Raw genomic sequence first — 18,414 nt, forward strand, 5'->3', positions numbered from 1 at the left:
TTAACATTATTGATTCACGGAAACCCAACCCAATCTTTTATTCATGTAAAGAATGGGTTGTATATTCCGCACTTACTAATTGAATGGCGTACCATTCGTGATAAAACAATCCTGCAACGCTTAAAGATAACGTTATTACGATATCATCACCACATTGCCTATGGATTATTTTGCAATATTTTCCAGCTTAAATCGCTTTCCAGCGTTGTTTGATCGGCATTATTACTGAATGCACTTTCATTAAGCACAGGGAATATCGTAGCTGTAAATGTCATCTGCTGGCCCGTAACGGCCTGGTTATTTTCAACCGCGACGACGGCTTCATTATTTCTTAAATAGAATGGCGAAGGCGACCCGCTTTCCGGCGTAAAGTTAAGCTGATCAACCGTTTTACCCACGGTATAGCTTTTGCCATCAACATTCATATCATCAATTTTAACTGCGACACCGCCATTCTGACCAAAACGGAAGCGACCTTTCTCTCCAGCATTACCCTGTAAAAGCACTGCCAGCTTCTGTTTGTCTGGACAAAACACATTCACGGTAACTTCCCGTTCCGGCAATTTATGCCAGCTTTGCTGAGACGTAACAATATCGTCACGCTTGAGCTGTTTATAATCTACTATGGGCTGAGAAAGCGTGATCTGACAATCTTCGGCAAGCGTCAAACCGGGTAAACAAAACGCCAGAAACGTCGCTACTTTGATTACGCGCTGAGTCTTCATTGGCATACTCCGTTTACTTCCTCATAGAACGCTTCGTCATCTTTTTTATCACTTAAGGTATAGTGAATCTGACAAAGCCGATTGTTATTGTCATCCATGGCATACAGCCCTTTCAGCTGATCGGCATCATTGATAAACACATGGCCGTCATCCACGCTGGTGACGATATAATTGCCCTTCTCATCAACAATGGATAACCCCTTCGCCAGCGGTGTACCATCCGCTCTCTTCACCCGCAGCATCACGCGACGGCTATTCAGAATTTTAAAGCTGACTTCACTGACGGAAGCATGCCCTGCCGCAACGTATTTAATGCCGTTCGCCAGCGTCATGCTTGGCGGAAGTTTATTGGCATCAATTTCAATACGGGAGTTACGCCACTCATTCAGCCCCGGTACCACAGCCTGTCCCCAATGGTCGGTCCAGATGGTGCCCTGCGGCGTTGAAATCTCTACGCCACTCTTCGGCTCGTTCAGCTTAGCGATGGCGAACGTATCTTTAATAGCGTACGGCGAGAAGGTCACGCCATCTTTATGCATTGCAATACCGCCCGTCAGCGTTGCGCTATAGTTGCGCTGGTTACTACCGCTGCTGCCCCCACCAACGCTCAACTGGGTATAGTGCAGGTTAGTGTTGATATTGCCGTTAAAGCTATTCTCATTGTCATCGTTATCACGATCCGCAGAGATATAATAATTGGTGTTATCGCCAATGGCGCCGCTGTTCGCGACACCATAGGTGGTTCTGTCACCCTGCTTGCGCATATAGCTGCTCAGGCTTTGCGAGCCGCCGAGTGGAATGCTCAGGTTGACGTAGAGCATATCGTCATCCTGCTCGTCATCAGTATTTCCGACGGCGCTCTGCCAGTTCACGGTGATACTGGCATATTTAAAGGTTTTACCCCACGACAGCAGCAGGTAGCGGCTGTCCTCGTAGTTAGCGCTCTGGTTGTAGTTAAACCCTGCGCTAAACGTACCCGCAATTCCTGTCGCAAAACTTACGTTGCCGCTGTAAGTATTATCATTAGGCTGAAATTCATCATCCAGCGCATCGGCAAGCTCGCGGTAACCGCTGCTAAAATGCGTTGCGCTGGCGGAAAGGCTCACGTGTTCACCCAGCGTTAAATCGCTTTGCAGCTCGGTTTTGAGCCCGCTATTACTGTCGCCAAACTGCTCTTTACTTGCCGCAGCGGTAGTCGTGATGCCCCATATATCAGAGAGCATAAACTCCGCGCTGCCGCCCGCAGCCTGATACTTTTCTGCCACTGCGCCGGATGCCAGTACGTTCATCCATGGTGTGATACGCCAGCCGTCAGAGACGTTCACGACCAGCGGATCGCTATAATCGCTGTCAATACTCCGTACCTGGCCCACAGACATGGTCAATCCCTGCGGACGCCCCAGCTTGCGGGTTCTGACTGCGGAAGCAGGCACAATGAAGTGGCTTGAAGAGCCATCTGATTCCACGACAGTCACGTCGAGATCGACGTTATTTCTGACAACTGGCACATCGTCCAGGGTAAACGGACCCGCCGGCACTAACGTACTGTAGACGAGACGACCACTCTGGCGCACCTCAACGCGCGCCTGCGAGGAACGGGCGATACCCGATACGCTTACGCCAGTCCCGTCCCTTTCCAGGCCGTTGGTGGGCATGAGCTGCACCCCCGTAATCGGCACGCCGCTTAATACACCGGACATGGCGTTAATTTCACCCACCTGCATGGTCAGGCGCTGGGGAACAAATACATGCTCCGCGTAGGTGTAAATGCTTTCCGCATTTTTATCGCCATCATCATCCGTCAGGATATAGCGGCTGCGCACAGACCAGTCCATCGTATTAAAGCCAGCCTCCAGGCTAGCCTGCGAATAGCGGCTGTTATCGCTGTCGCCATATTCGTTACGGGTACTGAATAATGAGTAGTTCAGTAACCCCGCCGTGCCACCTTGCTGAAAGTGTTTAATATTGGAGGTTAAACTGTTAATTGCCTCCTGGGGTAAATAAAGCTCTACCGCGTCCTGGTTTGGTAATGCGTTGACAACCGCCTGCGCATAATCGCTGCGGATATCATGGCACGCTTCGCCAGCCTTGAGCGGGACAGGCATAATCCCGGCAAAATCCAGAAAATCTTTATCAATACAGAGCTCGCCGTCTTCATTAAAACGTGCAGCGGCCGTACCGCGATCTTTCCCATTCACTTTAACCTGTACAGAGTGTGTGCCGGGTAAGAATCGTGGCGCTTGTGCAAAGTAATGGTTTAAATCGGGGCTTAATCCACGTGACTGAATAATGCCCGTATCAAACGTCACTTCCCTCGCATACAAAGAGGGTGACGCGAGGACTACCAGAGGTAATGTGCCGCAAAGAATAGCGCGGACACAAAGTGCAAGGCGGCTTTTTTTACACACCGTCATATCCCTATTGAGTGTTATTTATTTAATTCTGAAACAAAGCTCGGTACTTCCACACCGTAGCGACTGGCCGGGAAAAATTTCACTTTATTATCGCCGCTCACCGTTTTCTTCAGCGTTGCGGTCATACTTTGGCCTGGTAAAATATACGTTTTAGGCAGCGTGCCTGCGGTGCCAGATGGCTGAGTCATAACGTTTTGTGCCAGACGCACAACGTATTTGCTGGGGTTTTTCACCGTAAGCGTTGTACCCGTTGCGTTCCATTCCAGGTACTTCCATGCATCGGTAACAACCGCCAGTTTCGCCGGACGGATAAGCACAGGCAAATCCTGACGAAGATTAAATCCGATCTTAATGTTCTTGTTATCGCTTTTCGGCGGAATACCCTCGAACGTCACACGTTTATAGTGCTCAGCCTCCAGCGGTTCTTTATTTTGTAAAATAAAACGAAGCTGCTGGGTCTGGCCAGGCTCCAGACGTACCACCGGTTGGGTGGAAATCAGTTTTAAACCCTGATCGTCCGGTAAATCAAGGACATTGGTATATAACAGAGCCGGAAAGCTGTCCGTATTTTTAACGTTGATCGTACCGCTGTGCGTTGCCTCATCAATTACCAGTAAACTGGTTTCAGGAACCATTCCTGCTGCATACGTCGAGAATTGAGCTGAAAACAGAGCGGCAGCAATAACGGACTTCAGTAAGGTTTTCTTTAAACAAGACATAATTATCACTCCTTTAATCCACAACACAACATTCCATGTTCACGTGTAGTTAGAAAGGAATAAACAAGATATGTTTATTCCCTTTTTAATTAATATACCGATTTTAAAATATTATAACTTTTAAAATATTATAAATATTTCAGGCTGATAGTCAGCTGACCATCAAGTGTGGTATCGTCGGTAATGGCCAGCGTGGTAGTATCCTGAATAGCCAGTGATGTCACCAGCGGGAATGTTGCACTCAGGAATGCCAATGGAACTTTTTCGCCAGATTTTGCAACAGTAAACTCACGGATGTTTTGAGCCTGACTAGAACCATTCGTGCTCGTGGTCCACTTGGAGGTATCCCCATTCTGAGTGTAAATAGGATCAACTGTCGCCCCGTCAGCGGTTACGCTATCAACCTTAACAAACATTGCATAGCTGCCGATGTTCACGCCGCCCGTTGTTTTACCTACACCGTAGGTCTGACTAGAATTGGATAGGCTTGCACCGGTAAACATTGCGTTATTAACGGTTAAACCCGCATTCGTCTCTGCACGATCGTCAACCATAGTCCACGAAACTTTCGTCGCAGCAGAACAAGTGATGGTTAGATCGATATTATTCTGACCTAACTGGTTTACTGCGCTGGCAGACAATGAACCAAGGTGAATAGTACCGTAATCTACTACGCCACCTTTACTTAATTCTGGAGTACAGGCAGCATTTGTCAGCTTACCTTTTACCTGCAATACTGCGGTATCAGCAGCAAATGCGGAAGCGACGCAAAGAGACAGTGCGGTGGCAATAAGAACTTTTTTCATTCGTTAATCCTTAACATATGATAATTAAAAATAGGTTTCCATCAGGTACAAAACTATTTTTGCAATATGAGCTGTCACTGGGGAACTTTATAATATTATTTTTATAAATATATGCAATTTAGCAAATTTAATTTATACTTTTAGTTTCTCTGATATAATAATCATGAATTATTAAATCGGGTATTACGCAAGGCTACCCGCTTAAATTATTCATTGCGTTTATTATTGTAACCATTCTTCTCGAGATAAAAAAAAACGAAAAATGCAGTCTCATATTCTTATTTTTCGATCAATTTAAAAAATATATAATTTTCTCCAAAAAAAAACGGCCAGGCATAAACCTGACCGTTAAGATTAAAATTGAGTTAGCGTTATTTTACAACGCGTAATGCCGGACGTCCTCCGCGCGGCGGCGGATCGTCATCAGGATCGTTATCATCTTCGCGATCGGGCTTATCACCATCAATCACAGACATCACCGTTTCGCTCTCGGTCCCAACGCCGCCCTCTTCATCGTTCAGGCTCGCAACCTCTTCATCATAAGCTGCTTCCGGCTCAAACATTGTGCCCGCACCGTTTTCACGGGCGTAGATAGCCAGCACAGCTGCCAGCGGCACGGAAACCTGACGCGGCACGCCGCCGAAGCGCGCATTAAAGCGCACTTCGTCGTTCGCCAGCTCCAGGTTACCCACTGCGCGTGGCGCAATATTCAGTACAATCTGTCCGTCGCGCGCGTATTCCATTGGAACCAGCACGCCCGGCAACGTCACATCCACAACCAGGTGCGGCGTGAGCTGGTTATCCAGCAGCCATTCATAGAAGGCGCGCAGCAGATACGGACGGCGTGGTGAAAGTTGTGACATTTCCACAGTCATTAGCCTCGGCCGAGACGCATTTCACGTTCCGGTTCAGTTAAGGATGCCAGGAAAGAGTCGCGTTCAAAGACGCGAGTCATGTAGCCTTTCAGCTCTTTCGCGCCAGGACCGCTGAACTCTACGCCCAGGGTTGGCAGACGCCACAGCAGCGGAGCCAGGTAGCAATCTACCAGGCTGAACTCGTCGCTCAGGAAGAAAGGCTTTTGACCAAATACCGGCGCAATCGCCAGCAGCTCTTCACGCAGCTGTTTACGTGCAGCATCCGCTTCAGAAGAGGAACCGTTGACAATAACGTTCATCAGCGAGTACCAGTCTTTCTCGATACGCTGCATGTACAGGCGGCTTTCACCACGCGCAACAGGATAAACAGGCATCAGCGGCGGATGCGGGAAACGCTCATCCAGGTATTCCATAATGATACGGGATTCCCACAGGGTCAGCTCGCGATCCACCAGCGTCGGTACGCTTTGGCTCGGGTTGAGATCGATCAGATCCTGAGGCGGGTTATCCTTTTCCACATGCTCGATCTCAAAACTGACACCCTTCTCGGCCAGCACGATACGAACCTGATGGCTATAAATGTCAGTAGGACCAGAAAACAGCGTCATTACCGAACGTTTGTTGGCAGCGACAGCCATGAAAACCTCCAGGTATATTCAGAATTTTTACTGCTACCAGCCCAACGGGGCCAGCCAGATGATGTATCGCCCATCCCAGAGAAGACACATTGTTCAAGAATCGAACAAAAATCGAGTATTCACCGATATTTGGGCAGAAAATTGGATGATAGTTTACCAGATTTTGATGGCTTTGTGGTGAGGGGATTCCGGAAATGTGGAAAAAGAGAAGATATATGAAATGTTACTGTGGATAACCTGCGTATTATCCATAAAAAAACCCGCCGAAGCGGGTTTTTCGCCAATCGTTCTGCGTAAGCAGAATGGATTAACGTTTGGAGAACTGTGGACGACGACGTGCTTTACGCAGACCCACTTTCTTACGTTCAACCTGACGCGCGTCACGAGTAACGAAGCCAGCTTTACGCAGTTCAGAACGCAGGGATTCGTCGTACTCCATCAGAGCGCGGGTGATACCGTGACGGATCGCACCTGCCTGACCGGAGATACCACCACCTTTAACGGTGATGTACAGATCCAGTTTTTCTACCATATCAACCAGTTCCAGCGGCTGGCGAACTACCATGCGGGCAGTTTCGCGACCGAAGTACTGTTCCAGAGAACGCTGGTTGATTACGATTTTACCACTGCCCGGTTTGATGAAAACGCGAGCTGCGGAACTTTTGCGGCGACCAGTGCCGTAGTATTGATTTTCAGCCATTGCCTATAATCCCGATTAGATGTCAAGAACTTGCGGTTGCTGTGCCGCGTGGTTGTGCTCGTTGCCTGCGTAAACTTTCAGTTTACGGAACATAGCACGACCCAGCGGGCCTTTTGGCAGCATGCCTTTAACCGCGATTTCAATCACACGCTCAGGACGGCGGGCAATCATCTCTTCAAAGGTCGCTTCTTTGATACCACCGATGTGGCCGGTGTGGTGGTAGTACATTTTGTCAGTACGCTTGTTGCCGGTAACAGCAACTTTGTCAGCGTTCAGAACGATGATGTAATCACCGGTATCAACGTGCGGAGTGTATTCCGCTTTATGCTTACCGCGCAGGCGACGAGCCAGTTCAGTAGCCAGACGGCCCAGAGTTTTACCGGTCGCGTCAACAACATACCAGTCGCGCTGTACGGTTTCTGGTTTAGCTGTAAAAGTTTTCATTAAAAGCTTACCCAAATAATAAGTTACACGTTGGTGAACACCCAAACGTTTAGTCAGTTGAGGTTCACACGACAAAGTCCGGCAAACCTACCCCTTCGAATAGCACATGCCGACACATAGAAAGTTTCGGGAAAAAAACCTTCTCGTAACGTGGGGTCGCAAGATTATAGAGAAGTTGAGGTCAAAGATCGACCCTTAAATGTGATTTGGAATGGGTTTTTCGGGGTTGCGTACTGTGCGGTCTGGTGCCCTCACCCCCAGCCCCTCTCCCACGGGGAGAGGGGAGCATTTATTACGGCATATGCTCACGCTTGAGGTACTCTTCGCTCTGCATCTCTTGCAGGCGCGACAGGCAGCGCTGGAACTCAAACTTCAGGCGCTCGCCCTGATAGATCTCATATAAAGGCACCTCGGCGCTGACCACCAGCTTAACGTGGCGCTCGTAAAACTCATCTACCAGCGCGATGAAGCGGCGCGCTTCGCTCTCCATGAGTGGGGTCATAACGGGTACATCCCACAACATAACGGTATGGAACAGACGTGAAAGCGCAATGTAGTCATGCTGGCTGCGGGCGTCCACGCAGAGCGTTGCAAACGAGACGGCCAGCGTCTGGTTCTCTACGCCAAGCGTCGACAACGGGCGATGATTAATCTCCAGCGCTGGCGCCTTATCCCGCGGCGCCCCTGCCAGCGCCAGCCACAGTTTATCCATCTCGCTGGCTGTGTCGGCGTTCAGCGGTGAAAGCCACAGGTGCGCCTGCGTTAATGTGCGCAGACGATAATCGACGCCGGCATCGACATTCATGATGTCGCAGTGCTGCTTAATGGCATCTATGGCTGGCAGGAAACGCGCCCGCTGAAGACCATTGCGATAAAGCTCATCCGGCGGGATATTTGAGGTCGCCACCAGGGTGATCCCACGCGCAAACAGCGCTTTCATGAGGCCCCCCAGCAGCATGGCATCCGTAATATCGGAAACAAAGAACTCGTCGAAGCAGAGCACGTCCGTTTCCGCCTTGAAACGATCGGCCACAATCTCCAGCGGGTCGGTTTCGCCCTGGAGCGCCGTCAGCTCTTCATGGACCCGCAGCATAAAACGGTGAAAGTGCAGACGCTGCTTACGCGTGCCGGGCAGGCTCTGGTAGAACATGTCCATCAGCCAGGTCTTACCCCGCCCAACGCCACCCCACATATATAATCCACGAACCGGTGCGTTTACCGTGGGCTCTTTTTTGCCCAGTAAACGGCCGAATGCCGCCTTCAGCCCACTGCTCTGCACCGCATCGGCGGGTTTCGCCAGAATTTCCTGATAAATCGTGTCCAGGCGGTTAACCGCTTCACGCTGGACATCATCCGGCTGGTGTGTGCCCTCGCTCAGGGCCAGTTGGTAACGCGATGAAGGGGACAGGTTTTGCATGATGTTGTTGTTATTCCTTTAGTTAAACCTCACCAGCGCGCGTGGCTGATGAAAAAAAGGCCGTTCTACACTACGCGATGATACGTCAGGATTCCACTTCTGCGGAAATAGCGGTTATAGTGGCATAATCAGGCACAGGCAGGAGCCGAGCCAACACCCTACGGAACAACAAGACAACGGGAGAAGTTCATGACCTGGGAATATGCGCTAATCGGTTTAGTCGTCGGCATCATCATTGGTGCTGTGGCCATGCGTTTCGGTAACCGCAAATTGCGTCAGCAGCAGTCACTGCAATACGAACTGGAAAAGAACAAAGCCGAACTGGAAGAATATCGCGAAGAGCTGGTCAGCCACTTTGCCCGTAGCGCTGAGCTGCTGGACAACATGGCGACAGATTATCGCCAGCTCTACCAGCACATGGCGAAAAGCTCCAGCAGCCTGCTGCCGGAAATGACCGCGGAGACCAACCCCTTCCGCAATCGTCTGGCTGATTCTGAAGCCGGTAACGATCAGGCACCGGTTCAGATGCCACGCGACTATTCAGACGGCGCGTCCGGCCTGCTGCGCGGTGGCGTAAAACGCGATTAATCGCACAACCTGAATAAATTTTACGGGCGCACCTTATGCGCCCGTCCTTTCTTCCCGTCCCCAGCTATTATTTAGTCAAACACCTCATTGTTCAGCGGTTGAAAATTCAATAACATCAAGATGTTTTTGGGGCCGTTCTTTTTCATTCCAGGATACGAGAGTCAGCATCGATGAAGAAAAAAAACCAGCTGTTGAGCGCCTTAGCGTTAAGTGTCGGGTTATCTCTCTCGGCGTCCTTCCCCGCCAGTGCGGCACTGCCTTCGCAGGTGCCTGGACAAGAAGCCATTCCCAGCCTTGCGCCGATGCTTGAAAAAGTCCTGCCTGCGGTAGTCAGCGTTCAGGTGGAAGGGACGGCACGCCAAAGCCAGCGTATTCCCGAAGAGCTGAAGAAATATTTTGGCGAAGACGCGCCGGATCAGCAGGCTCAGCCGTTTGAAGGTCTGGGCTCAGGGGTGATTATCGACGCGGCTAAGGGCTATATCCTGACCAATAACCACGTGATCAGCCAGGCCGATAAAATCAGCGTTCAGCTGAACGATGGCCGGGAGTTTGACGCCAAACTGATCGGCGGTGACGATCAGAGTGATATCGCCCTGCTACAGGTACAAAACCCCAGCAACCTGACCCAGATCGCCATTGCTGATTCCGATAAGCTGCGCGTCGGTGATTTTGCTGTCGCGGTCGGTAACCCGTTCGGCTTAGGCCAGACCGCCACCTCCGGAATTGTCTCCGCCCTGGGGCGCAGCGGCCTGAATCTCGAAGGCCTGGAAAATTTCATCCAGACCGATGCCTCCATCAACCGGGGCAACTCCGGCGGTGCGCTGCTTAATCTGAACGGTGAGCTGATCGGCATCAACACCGCTATCCTCGCGCCAGGCGGCGGCAGCATCGGGATTGGTTTTGCCATTCCGAGCAACATGGCGAAAACTCTGTCTCAACAGCTGATTCAGTTTGGCGAGGTTAAGCGCGGTCTGCTGGGCATCAAAGGCATGGAGATGAGCGCCGATATCGCCAAAGCCTTTAAGCTCAACGTCCAGCGCGGGGCGTTTGTCAGCGAAGTGTTGCCCAACTCAGGCTCTGCGAAAGCGGGCGTGAAATCCGGTGACGTTATTGTCAGCCTGAACGATAAACCGCTGAGCAGCTTCGCTGAATTACGTTCGCGTATTGCCACCACGGAGCCTGGCGCTAAAGTGAAGCTGGGCCTGATCCGCGAGGGCAAACCGCTGACCGTGGAAGTGACGCTGGACAAGAGCACCTCCTCTTCCGCCAGCGCAGAACAGATCTCCCCGGCTCTACAGGGCGCTACGCTGAGCGATGGTCAGCTTAAAAACGGCACGAAAGGCATTTCTGTCACTACCGTTGAGAAGAGCAGCCCGGCCGCGCAGGCAGGTTTGCATCAGGACGACGTGATCGTGGGCGTGAACCGTACTCGCGTGCAGTCTATTGCCGAAATGCGTAAGGTGCTGGAGAGTAAACCGGCGGTCATTGCCCTGCAAATTATCCGTGGCAACGATACCCTCTACATTTTACTGCGTTAACCATTTGCGACTCCGGGCATCGCCGCTGCGTGTGATGTCCGGATAACTCATGTTATGCTGCAAACCGTTCCTTTTTTAACGACACACGCATCATGCTTTTAAAGCTCTTTCGTTCAATTGTCATTGGTTTGATCGTTGCCGGTCTGCTGCTGGTGGCTATGCCATCTTTACGCCAGTTCAACAAACTGTCGGCTCCTCAGTTCGACAGCACGGATGAAACGCCTGCGACGTACAATCAGGCGGTACGCCGTGCCGCCCCCGCCGTGGTTAACGTCTATAACCGCGGGCTTAACAGTTCTGCTCATAACCAGCTGGAGATCCGCACGCTCGGTTCCGGTGTGATCATGGATGACCGGGGCTACATCATCACCAATAAACACGTCATTAACGATGCCGACCAGATTATCGTCGCCTTGCAGGATGGCCGCGTGTTTGAAGCCCTGCTGGTGGGGTCGGACAGCCTGACCGATCTGGCGGTGCTGAAGATCAACGCCACCGGCGGTCTGCCGACTATCCCGATTAATCGCAAACGAACGCCGCATATCGGCGATGTGGTACTGGCGATCGGTAACCCGTACAACCTGGGCCAGACCATCACTCAGGGGATCATCAGCGCGACCGGTCGAATCGGCCTGAACCCGTCAGGGCGGCAGAACTTCCTGCAAACCGATGCCTCTATCAACCACGGTAACTCCGGCGGTGCGCTGGTGAACTCTCTGGGCGAACTGATGGGCATTAACACCCTCTCCTTCGACAAGAGCAACGACGGCGAAACGCCGGAAGGGATTGGCTTTGCCATTCCATTCCAGCTGGCGACCAAGATCATGGACAAGCTGATCCGCGATGGCCGCGTGATCCGTGGCTACATCGGTATTGGTGGGCGTGAAATCGCACCGATGCATACGCAGGGCGGTGGTATCGATCAGATCCAGGGGATTGTGGTCAACGAAGTGGCGCCTGGCGGCCCGGCGGCCAATGCAGGTATCCAGGTGAACGACGTTATCCTTTCCGTCAACGGTACGCCAGCGGTCTCTGCGCTGGAAACCATGGACCAGGTGGCTGAGATTCGCCCGGGCTCCATCATCCCTGTTGAAGTCATGCGTAATGACAAGAAGCTGACGATCCAGGTCACCATCCAGGAATACCCGGCCACTAACTGACGGGCATAAAAAAACGGAGCTTAGCGCTCCGTTTTTTTTACCGGGACAAGATCACTTGTTAACGAACTCTTCGCCCAGCGTGATGTCTTTCTTCAGCGTATCCAGCATGCCTTCCATCGCGTTTTGCTCAAACGCGCTCAGCGTGCCGATAGACTTACGCTCTTCAACACCGTTTTTACCCAGCAGCAGCGGCTGAGAGAAGAAGCGCGCGTGTTCACCGTCGCCTTCAACATAGGCGCATTCAACAACGCCTTTTTCGCCCTGCAACGCGCGAACCAGAGACAGGCCGAAACGTGCCGCCGCCTGCCCCATAGACAGGGTTGCAGAACCGCCACCCGCCTTCGCTTCCACCACTTCGGTGCCTGCGTTCTGAATGCGTTTAGTCAGGTCAGCCACTTCCTGCTCGGTGAAGCTCACGCCCGGGATCTGCGACAGCAGAGGCAGGATGGTCACGCCAGAGTGACCGCCGATAACCGGCACTTCCACTTCCGTTGGCTGCTTGCCTTTCAGCTCAGCCACGAAGGTGTTGGAGCGGATGATATCCAGCGTAGTTACGCCGAACAGTTTGTTCTTGTCGTAAACGCCTGCTTTCTTCAGTACTTCTGCTGCGATGGCAACGGTGGTGTTCACCGGGTTGGTGATGATACCGATGCACGCTTTCGGGCAGGTTTCAGCGATCTGCTGAACCAGGTTTTTCACGATGCCCGCGTTGACGTTGAACAGGTCTGAACGATCCATACCCGGTTTACGTGCAACACCCGCGGAGATCAGCACCACGTCGGCACCCTGCAACGCAGGACGCGCATCTTCACCGGAGAAGCCTTTGATTTTCACAGCTGTCGGGATGTGGCTCAGGTCAACCGCCACACCTGGGGTTACCGGAGCAATATCGTACAGGGAGAGTTCTGAGCCTGAAGGCAGTTGGGTTTTCAGTAGTAGGGCAAGCGCCTGGCCGATACCACCAGCAGCGCCGAGGACTGCGACTTTCATCCTAAACTCCTTATTATGGTTAACTTAAGTATCTGTAACTCCGTTGCGGCGACCATAATTCAGCACGTCATTAATTACAATTTTCATCGCTAAAGAATTTGAGGTCGCACGTCTTTCACCTTCACCTGAATACTATCGGGCTGTAGGCAACAACGAATTAAGAGGGGGTTACAATACACCCTGCCACGCCACCAAAACAACATCATTTTGATAACATTTAATTTACTTTTAAGGTTATTTGCGCGGCGTGACCCAGGCATGTTTTCCGATAACGAAATCTGATAAAATCTCTCCCTTTCATAACATTATTTCAGCCTGGCGTCAGGTAGATAATTTGCATAAAAATTCATCCACATGCATAATAATGTTGTTTCTATCGTCATATTCCGGGTGACTTATGCGAAGCTCGTCTAAGCAAGAAGAATTAGTGAAGGCGTTTAAAGCGCTACTCAAAGAAGAGAAATTCAGTTCTCAGGGAGAAATTGTTCAGGCGTTGCAGGAACAAGGCTTCGACAACATCAACCAGTCGAAGGTCTCTCGCATGTTAACCAAGTTTGGAGCGGTGCGTACGCGCAACGCCAAAATGGAAATGGTTTATTGCCTGCCTGCTGAACTTGGCGTGCCAACGACCTCCAGCCCGCTGAAAAACCTGGTTCTGGACATCGACTATAACGATGCCGTGGTCGTGATCCACACCAGCCCGGGCGCAGCCCAGCTGATTGCCCGCCTGCTGGACTCGCTGGGTAAAGCAGAGGGGATCCTCGGAACCATCGCCGGTGATGACACCATTTTTACCACCCCGGCAAATGGTTTCTCGGTGAAAGACCTCTACGAAGCGATTCTGGTCCTGTTCGAACAGGAGCTGTAATTGTCTGCCCCGTAGCGCCTGACTGCGGGGATCATTCTGCTGCTTCCGCGTTTTACCCTGCTTTTCTCTGCCTGCTGTTTTTGCAAATAGTGCTTTTTACCGCCTGTTAACATTCATTCAGTGAATGATCTGCCGCAAAACCGCACAAAAAATCAAATTGATCTATCCCTTTGATTTAGACAAGAAAAAACCATAAACCTCGCATTGTGGCGCTCCTTTTTATGCATTCGCGTTATAAAAAATGATTTTTTTAACACGTAATAACAGGCGAAACAATTAGTCTGGTATTAATTTTTTGCGTGATTAGTGTATACTTGATTTTGTGATGAGGGTCACAGAACAAAGACCCCAGTAAAATAATTGACGAGGTAAATAATCATGATAATTAAAACCACTGTAGCTACCCTGAGCGTACTGTCAGTCCTGTCATTCGGTGCGTTTGCAGCCGACACCATTAATGCCGAACAGGCACAATCCCGTCAGGCTATCGGGACTGTTTCTGTTGGTGCCATCGGTACGTCTCCGATGGACATGCACGAAATGCTGAACAAAAAAGCGGAAGAACAGGGTGCGTCATCTTATCGCATCATCGAAGCGCGCAGTGGCGACCACTGGCACGCTACCGCAGAACTGTACAAATAAACCCTCGTCGTATCTCATCATACGACTTGCCCCTGACCTCCCGGTCAGGGGCTTTTTTATCACTGGCGCACGTTGAAACGCAGTTGCCCTTCCAGCTCCTCCTCCGCTTCATCAAACAATAAAATCAATGCGCCAAAGCGTCTGCGCAGTTTTTCAGGCAGATGGGTAAATTCGATTTCCAGCGGTAACGGCAGCCTGTCGCCGGTAACCACATCCCACAGCATATCAAGATTGCTTACGCTGCCCCGCTCCAGGTCGAACGCCCGAATAAACTCGCGATAGAAGTCTTCCTGACTCTCAATTTCGTCAAAATCAAAGGTATAAATTTTCATTGCCAGCCACCCGGTACAGGCGGGCGGCAAATGCCGCCCTGTCTATTATAATCCCCCGATATGCAGGGTTTTAACTTCCAGAAACTCCTCCAGCCCCAGCACGGACCCCTCGCGGCCCAGCCCGGACTCTTTTACGCCCCCAAACGGACCCAGTTCGGTCGAGACCGCACATTCATTAATTCCGATCATGCCGCTCTCAATGGCCTGTGAGACGCGGAACACGCGCGAAAGATTCTGGGTATAAAAGTAGGCCGCCAGCCCGTAAGGCGTATTGTTAGCGCGCATAACCACTTCGTCTTCCGACGTGAAGCGGAAGCAGGCGGCTACGGGACCAAAGGTCTCCTCTTCTGCCAGCTTCATGCCTTCATGGCAGTCACCGAGTACGGTTGGCATCCAGAAGTTGCCGCCAAGTTCGTGCGGTTTACCCCCAGCCAGCACCGTGGCGCCCTTCGCTACCGCATCTTCGACGTGCTCACGCACTTTCTCGACAGCCGAAGGCTCAATCAGCGGGCCGACAACGACGCCCTCGTCCAGACCGTTACCCACCTTCAGCGCCTTCACCGCATCGGCAAGTTGATTGACGAACTTGTCATAGACCGTCTCCTGAATATAGAAACGGTTTACGCTGACGCAGACCTGCCCGGCGTTACGGAACTTATTGGCGATCGCGCCTTTGACGGCGGCATCAATATCCGCGTCCTCGAAAACGATATACGGCGCATTACCGCCCAGCTCCATCGATACCTTTTTCATGGTCTCTGCGGAATTGCGAACCAGCGTTTTCCCGACGGCGGTTGAACCCGTAAACGAGATTTTGCGCACGTCATGGCTGGCCATAATGGCGTCGCTAATTTCTGAGGTGCTCCCCGCGACCGCATTCAGCACACCATCCGGCACACCGGCCTGCTTCGCCAGCGTCAGCAGCGCAAAGGCGCTCAGCGGCGTGTTGTTTGCAGGTTTGATCACGCCGGTACATCCTGCTGCCAGCGCCGGGCCGAGCTTACGGGTGAGCATAGCCATCGGGAAATTCCATGGCGTGATAGCAGCAACCACCCCGACAGGTTCACGAGTGGCCAGAATACGGGAGCCAGGTTTAACCGGAGGAATGATTTCACCGTTGGCGCGCTTGGCCTGCTCGGCAAACCACTGAATGAAGCTGGCAGCGTAGTCCACCTCACCTTCAGCCTCTTTCAGCGGCTTGCCCTGCTCGGTAGTCATCAGCCGCCCGAGCCAGCTTTTGTTCTCGATAATCAGTTCATACCAGCGATAGAGGATCGCGGAACGCTCTTTTGCCGTTTTTGCGCGCCATGCGGGAAAGGCCTTCGTCGCGGCCACAATGGCCTCTTCGGTTTCGGCTTTTCCTGCTTTCGCCACTTTCGCAATGACCTCGCCCGTGGCCGGGTTTAGCACATCAAACGTGGTGTCGAGTGTTTTCCAGATACCGTTGACCAGATACCCGGTCTGAAAAAGAATACTGTCCTGAAGAGCCTGGGTTGTCATGTGTCCTCCCTTCCTGAATGTTTGAACCTGCAAGAATAAGTATAGCCACAAAAAAACCGACGCTTTTGGCGTCGGTTTTCTCTTCGTTAGCTGTCTGTCAGCGCATTCTGGTAGCGGTGCAGCATAAACACCAGCCGCTCTACCGGCTCGGTAACCTGCGGCGGCGCTTCCCAGATCCGCAGTTTCTCCTGGTAGATATCCAGCTCCTCCAGCAGTTGCTTAAAGTAGCGGCGACGTTTGTCATCACTGGATGCCGATATCACATGGTCCGCCGTGCGCCGTAGCTGGCGGTGGAAGGCGGACAAATCGTCGTTGATCGGCACTGGCGCGTTCCGCAGACGCTGGTGCGCGATAATCATGGTTAACGCCAGGCGGAAGCGGGCGACATCGCCCGGGAATTTATTTAGCAACAGGAACAGCTGCTGATAGAGCGCCGGCAGGTGGTTCTCCTTGCGCCGCGCGGTGTTGGTGGTCAAGGACGATACGGCGGCCGATACAAACTGATTCAGCAGCACGCGCCCTGTCCGCGCCTGAGAGTTATCCCGCACCAGCAGGATCACCATCATTGCCAGGAAACAGCCCACCAGCTGACCTAGTGCGCTATCCAGGAACTGACTGAAATGGAAGGTCATCGGGTTATCCAGCACGATGATGTTAATCGTACTCGCCAGTGCGCCTAACGATCCCAGACGGCGTTTTTGTACCTCAATCCCGATAAAGAACGCCATCACCGCCAGGCTGATGCAGAGCAAAAGCATGCTTTGCTGCGTCGAGGGAATAATCACCAGGAAGTAGAGCGCGCCAATGGGTAACGCCGCAATGGTGCCGTACAGAAAATCGATCGCGACCATGCGCGGGTTGGGCAGACGCATCGCCAGCGCGGTGACGACGGCAATCATCACCATCGCGCCGCTGCCAGACGTCCAGCCGGTCCACAGCCAGAACAGCGTGCCGAGTATACAGGCCAGGGTGGTACGCCAGAAGTTAACCATCGCATGATGGCGCTCGGCGGATTCAGGTTTGATCACCACTTCGCCCTGTAACACCTCTTCTTCCGCCGCACTGATTTTGGTGTTGCTAATCACGCCGCGTTTCAGGAGCAGGTAGCGCGTTGCGGCGCCTACCCAGGTATAAATGGTGACTGGCGTATCCCGTTCTCCTGTCCACGCAATCACACGACGCATGCGTTTAAGCTGTCGATGCACGTCCTGCACCGTCTCCACAGGCTCATCAAACAGTTCGCGGAAAGTATCCGTTACCACTTCGGGGCGGGTGTTCTGAATCAGGTAGGTTTCACACGCCTGGGTGATCAGCGTTAACGAGACGGTATTGATCGCTTTCAGACGACGGTTGGCCCGCTCCCAGCGGGAAGACTCCATATTGAGGTTACTGCGCATCCCTTCCAGCGCCTGCGTGCGGCGCACCAGCGCACTCCAGGCCTTGTCGACCTCTTCGCTGTCGCCGTGCTTAATGCACAGCTGCATGAGCTGGTACTGAGCAACAATCAGCGCGTCCAGCTCACGATCGACTTCCTGCTTGATGGATCGCGGAGAGAAGAGCAGGTCTGCGACAATCGCGCAGACGATACCAATGACAATCTCGCTGCAACGTTCCACGGCGAACTGCGGAGCAAGCAGCGGTTCACTCTGAATGGTGATGATAATAATCAGCGCGGTATATCCCGCCAGACCCCAGGCGTACGAGTTCTCCACCTTCACCAGCGAAGAGACCCAGGTGCAAAAACCCGCCCAGATACAGCATACAATCAGCATCAGCAGCGGCGTGCGGATCATCAGGATGATAATGGTCAGGGCGGCGATACAGCCGATAAAGGTGCCGATAATACGCAGCATCCCGCGATAGCGAATTGCCCCGGAGTAAGGTTCGCCACCCGCCGCGAAGGCAGGACCGGCGGCGACGATCGCGGCGGTCAGAACGGCCCAGCGCGGCGTTTCAAGCTGGAAATGGAAGCCAACAAACAGCGCCAGCACAATGGCGCATGCCAGCTTCACGGCGAAGCGGATGTGCTGGCTGGCGATGGAAAAAATGCCCATAGCG

Annotated in this window: 18 protein-coding genes; 5 read left to right on the forward strand and 13 right to left on the reverse strand. The window is 52.3% G+C overall.

The genetic code is table 11. From position 1 onward, the window contains the following. Window positions 1-158: 158 nt before the first annotated feature. The 9 genes from L384_RS17695 to zapE all read right to left on the reverse strand — a co-directional run bounded on the left by L384_RS17695 (window position 159) and on the right by zapE (window position 8,738). Complete coding sequence (locus tag L384_RS17695; protein WP_023323797.1) at window positions 159-725, reverse strand: DUF1120 domain-containing protein; 567 nt, start codon at window positions 723-725, stop codon at window positions 159-161. Then, window positions 722-3,139, reverse strand: coding sequence for a fimbrial biogenesis outer membrane usher protein (locus L384_RS17690; RefSeq protein ID WP_023323798.1), 2,418 nt, complete (start codon window positions 3,137-3,139; stop codon window positions 722-724). Before L384_RS17690 ends, L384_RS17695 begins: the two co-directional genes overlap by 4 nt. Before the next feature lie 14 nt (window positions 3,140-3,153). Then, complete coding sequence (locus L384_RS17685) at window positions 3,154-3,858, reverse strand: fimbria/pilus chaperone family protein (protein ID WP_023323799.1); 705 nt, start codon at window positions 3,856-3,858, stop codon at window positions 3,154-3,156. A 128-nt stretch (window positions 3,859-3,986) separates the two neighbouring features. Further along, complete coding sequence (locus L384_RS17680; RefSeq protein WP_023323800.1) at window positions 3,987-4,664, reverse strand: DUF1120 domain-containing protein; 678 nt, start codon at window positions 4,662-4,664, stop codon at window positions 3,987-3,989. A 371-nt stretch (window positions 4,665-5,035) separates the two neighbouring features. Further along, window positions 5,036-5,533 (reverse strand): ClpXP protease specificity-enhancing factor, encoded by a 498-nt coding sequence (gene sspB / locus L384_RS17675; protein WP_003860440.1) that lies wholly within the window; start codon window positions 5,531-5,533, stop codon window positions 5,036-5,038. Between the two features lie 5 nt (window positions 5,534-5,538). After that, window positions 5,539-6,177 carry a stringent starvation protein SspA gene (sspA, locus tag L384_RS17670; RefSeq protein ID WP_003860438.1) on the reverse strand — a complete coding sequence of 213 codons (639 nt, stop codon included), beginning with the start codon at window positions 6,175-6,177 and terminating at the stop codon, window positions 5,539-5,541. Window positions 6,178-6,484: 307 nt separating this feature from the next. Further along, window positions 6,485-6,877, reverse strand: coding sequence for a 30S ribosomal protein S9 (gene rpsI / locus L384_RS17665; RefSeq protein ID WP_003860436.1), 393 nt, complete (start codon window positions 6,875-6,877; stop codon window positions 6,485-6,487). Window positions 6,878-6,892: 15 nt separating this feature from the next. Continuing rightward, window positions 6,893-7,321: a 50S ribosomal protein L13 gene (rplM, locus tag L384_RS17660; protein WP_003860434.1), complete on the reverse strand. Its 429-nt coding sequence runs from the start codon at window positions 7,319-7,321 to the stop codon at window positions 6,893-6,895. A gap of 292 nt (window positions 7,322-7,613) precedes the next feature. Next, on the reverse strand, window positions 7,614-8,738 hold the full coding sequence (zapE, locus tag L384_RS17655) for a cell division protein ZapE (RefSeq protein ID WP_022651925.1): 1,125 nt from the start codon (window positions 8,736-8,738) through the stop codon (window positions 7,614-7,616). 189 nt (window positions 8,739-8,927) lie between these two features. On the opposite strand from zapE, the gene zapG reads away from it, so the two are divergent. The 3 genes from zapG to degS all read left to right on the forward strand — a co-directional run bounded on the left by zapG (window position 8,928) and on the right by degS (window position 12,024). Then, complete coding sequence (zapG, locus tag L384_RS17650; RefSeq protein ID WP_003860432.1) at window positions 8,928-9,326, forward strand: Z-ring associated protein ZapG; 399 nt, start codon at window positions 8,928-8,930, stop codon at window positions 9,324-9,326. Between the two features lie 170 nt (window positions 9,327-9,496). Beyond that, window positions 9,497-10,864, forward strand: a complete 1,368-nt coding sequence (degQ, locus tag L384_RS17645; RefSeq protein WP_006812158.1) for a serine endoprotease DegQ — start codon at window positions 9,497-9,499, stop codon at window positions 10,862-10,864. A gap of 92 nt (window positions 10,865-10,956) precedes the next feature. Further along, window positions 10,957-12,024 (forward strand): outer membrane-stress sensor serine endopeptidase DegS, encoded by a 1,068-nt coding sequence (degS, locus tag L384_RS17640; RefSeq protein WP_003860430.1) that lies wholly within the window; start codon window positions 10,957-10,959, stop codon window positions 12,022-12,024. Between the two features lie 51 nt (window positions 12,025-12,075). Here degS and mdh read toward each other — a convergent pair whose 3' ends face one another. After that, a complete protein-coding gene (gene mdh, locus L384_RS17635; protein ID WP_003860429.1) occupies window positions 12,076-13,014 on the reverse strand; it encodes a malate dehydrogenase in 939 nt (312 codons plus the stop codon). Window positions 13,015-13,411: 397 nt separating this feature from the next. On the opposite strand from mdh, the gene argR reads away from it, so the two are divergent. Together argR and yhcN are read left to right on the forward strand one after the other, a co-directional pair. Then, window positions 13,412-13,882, forward strand: coding sequence for a transcriptional regulator ArgR (gene argR, locus L384_RS17630; protein WP_003860428.1), 471 nt, complete (start codon window positions 13,412-13,414; stop codon window positions 13,880-13,882). A gap of 378 nt (window positions 13,883-14,260) precedes the next feature. Continuing rightward, entirely contained in the window at window positions 14,261-14,524 is a 264-nt protein-coding gene (gene yhcN / locus L384_RS17625; RefSeq protein ID WP_023323802.1) for a peroxide/acid stress response protein YhcN, read from the forward strand. Between the two features lie 59 nt (window positions 14,525-14,583). Here yhcN and L384_RS17620 read toward each other — a convergent pair whose 3' ends face one another. From L384_RS17620 to aaeB, 3 genes are all read right to left on the reverse strand, one after another. Then, window positions 14,584-14,856 (reverse strand): barstar family protein, encoded by a 273-nt coding sequence (locus L384_RS17620; protein ID WP_003860424.1) that lies wholly within the window; start codon window positions 14,854-14,856, stop codon window positions 14,584-14,586. Between the two features lie 45 nt (window positions 14,857-14,901). After that, a complete protein-coding gene (locus L384_RS17615; protein ID WP_003860422.1) occupies window positions 14,902-16,356 on the reverse strand; it encodes an NAD-dependent succinate-semialdehyde dehydrogenase in 1,455 nt (484 codons plus the stop codon). 86 nt (window positions 16,357-16,442) lie between these two features. After that, window positions 16,443-18,410 (reverse strand): p-hydroxybenzoic acid efflux pump subunit AaeB, encoded by a 1,968-nt coding sequence (gene aaeB / locus L384_RS17610; RefSeq protein WP_003860418.1) that lies wholly within the window; start codon window positions 18,408-18,410, stop codon window positions 16,443-16,445. Between the last annotated feature and the right edge of the window lie 4 nt (window positions 18,411-18,414).

Source organism: Enterobacter sp. MGH 38 (assembly GCF_000492855.1).
Taxonomy (GTDB): Bacteria; Pseudomonadota; Gammaproteobacteria; order Enterobacterales; family Enterobacteriaceae; genus Enterobacter; species Enterobacter hormaechei_C.

Bases quoted from the DNA above. Each gene is read 5' to 3' on its own strand.
- L384_RS17695 (WP_023323797.1), bottom strand. From the start codon at position 725: ATGAAGACTCAGCGCGTAATCAAAGTAGCGACGTTTCTGGCGTTTTGT.
- zapG (WP_003860432.1), top strand. From the start codon at position 8,928: ATGACCTGGGAATATGCGCTAATCGGTTTAGTCGTCGGCATCATCATT.
- L384_RS17615 (WP_003860422.1), bottom strand. From the start codon at position 16,356: ATGACAACCCAGGCTCTTCAGGACAGTATTCTTTTTCAGACCGGGTAT.
- L384_RS17685 (WP_023323799.1), bottom strand. From the start codon at position 3,858: ATGTCTTGTTTAAAGAAAACCTTACTGAAGTCCGTTATTGCTGCCGCT.
- L384_RS17680 (WP_023323800.1), bottom strand. From the start codon at position 4,664: ATGAAAAAAGTTCTTATTGCCACCGCACTGTCTCTTTGCGTCGCTTCC.
- mdh (WP_003860429.1), bottom strand. From the start codon at position 13,014: ATGAAAGTCGCAGTCCTCGGCGCTGCTGGTGGTATCGGCCAGGCGCTT.
- degS (WP_003860430.1), top strand. From the start codon at position 10,957: ATGCTTTTAAAGCTCTTTCGTTCAATTGTCATTGGTTTGATCGTTGCC.
- L384_RS17690 (WP_023323798.1), bottom strand. From the start codon at position 3,139: ATGACGGTGTGTAAAAAAAGCCGCCTTGCACTTTGTGTCCGCGCTATT.
- aaeB (WP_003860418.1), bottom strand. From the start codon at position 18,410: ATGGGCATTTTTTCCATCGCCAGCCAGCACATCCGCTTCGCCGTGAAG.
- rpsI (WP_003860436.1), bottom strand. From the start codon at position 6,877: ATGGCTGAAAATCAATACTACGGCACTGGTCGCCGCAAAAGTTCCGCA.
- yhcN (WP_023323802.1), top strand. From the start codon at position 14,261: ATGATAATTAAAACCACTGTAGCTACCCTGAGCGTACTGTCAGTCCTG.
- sspA (WP_003860438.1), bottom strand. From the start codon at position 6,177: ATGGCTGTCGCTGCCAACAAACGTTCGGTAATGACGCTGTTTTCTGGT.
- rplM (WP_003860434.1), bottom strand. From the start codon at position 7,321: ATGAAAACTTTTACAGCTAAACCAGAAACCGTACAGCGCGACTGGTAT.
- degQ (WP_006812158.1), top strand. From the start codon at position 9,497: ATGAAGAAAAAAAACCAGCTGTTGAGCGCCTTAGCGTTAAGTGTCGGG.
- argR (WP_003860428.1), top strand. From the start codon at position 13,412: ATGCGAAGCTCGTCTAAGCAAGAAGAATTAGTGAAGGCGTTTAAAGCG.
- zapE (WP_022651925.1), bottom strand. From the start codon at position 8,738: ATGCAAAACCTGTCCCCTTCATCGCGTTACCAACTGGCCCTGAGCGAG.
- L384_RS17620 (WP_003860424.1), bottom strand. From the start codon at position 14,856: ATGAAAATTTATACCTTTGATTTTGACGAAATTGAGAGTCAGGAAGAC.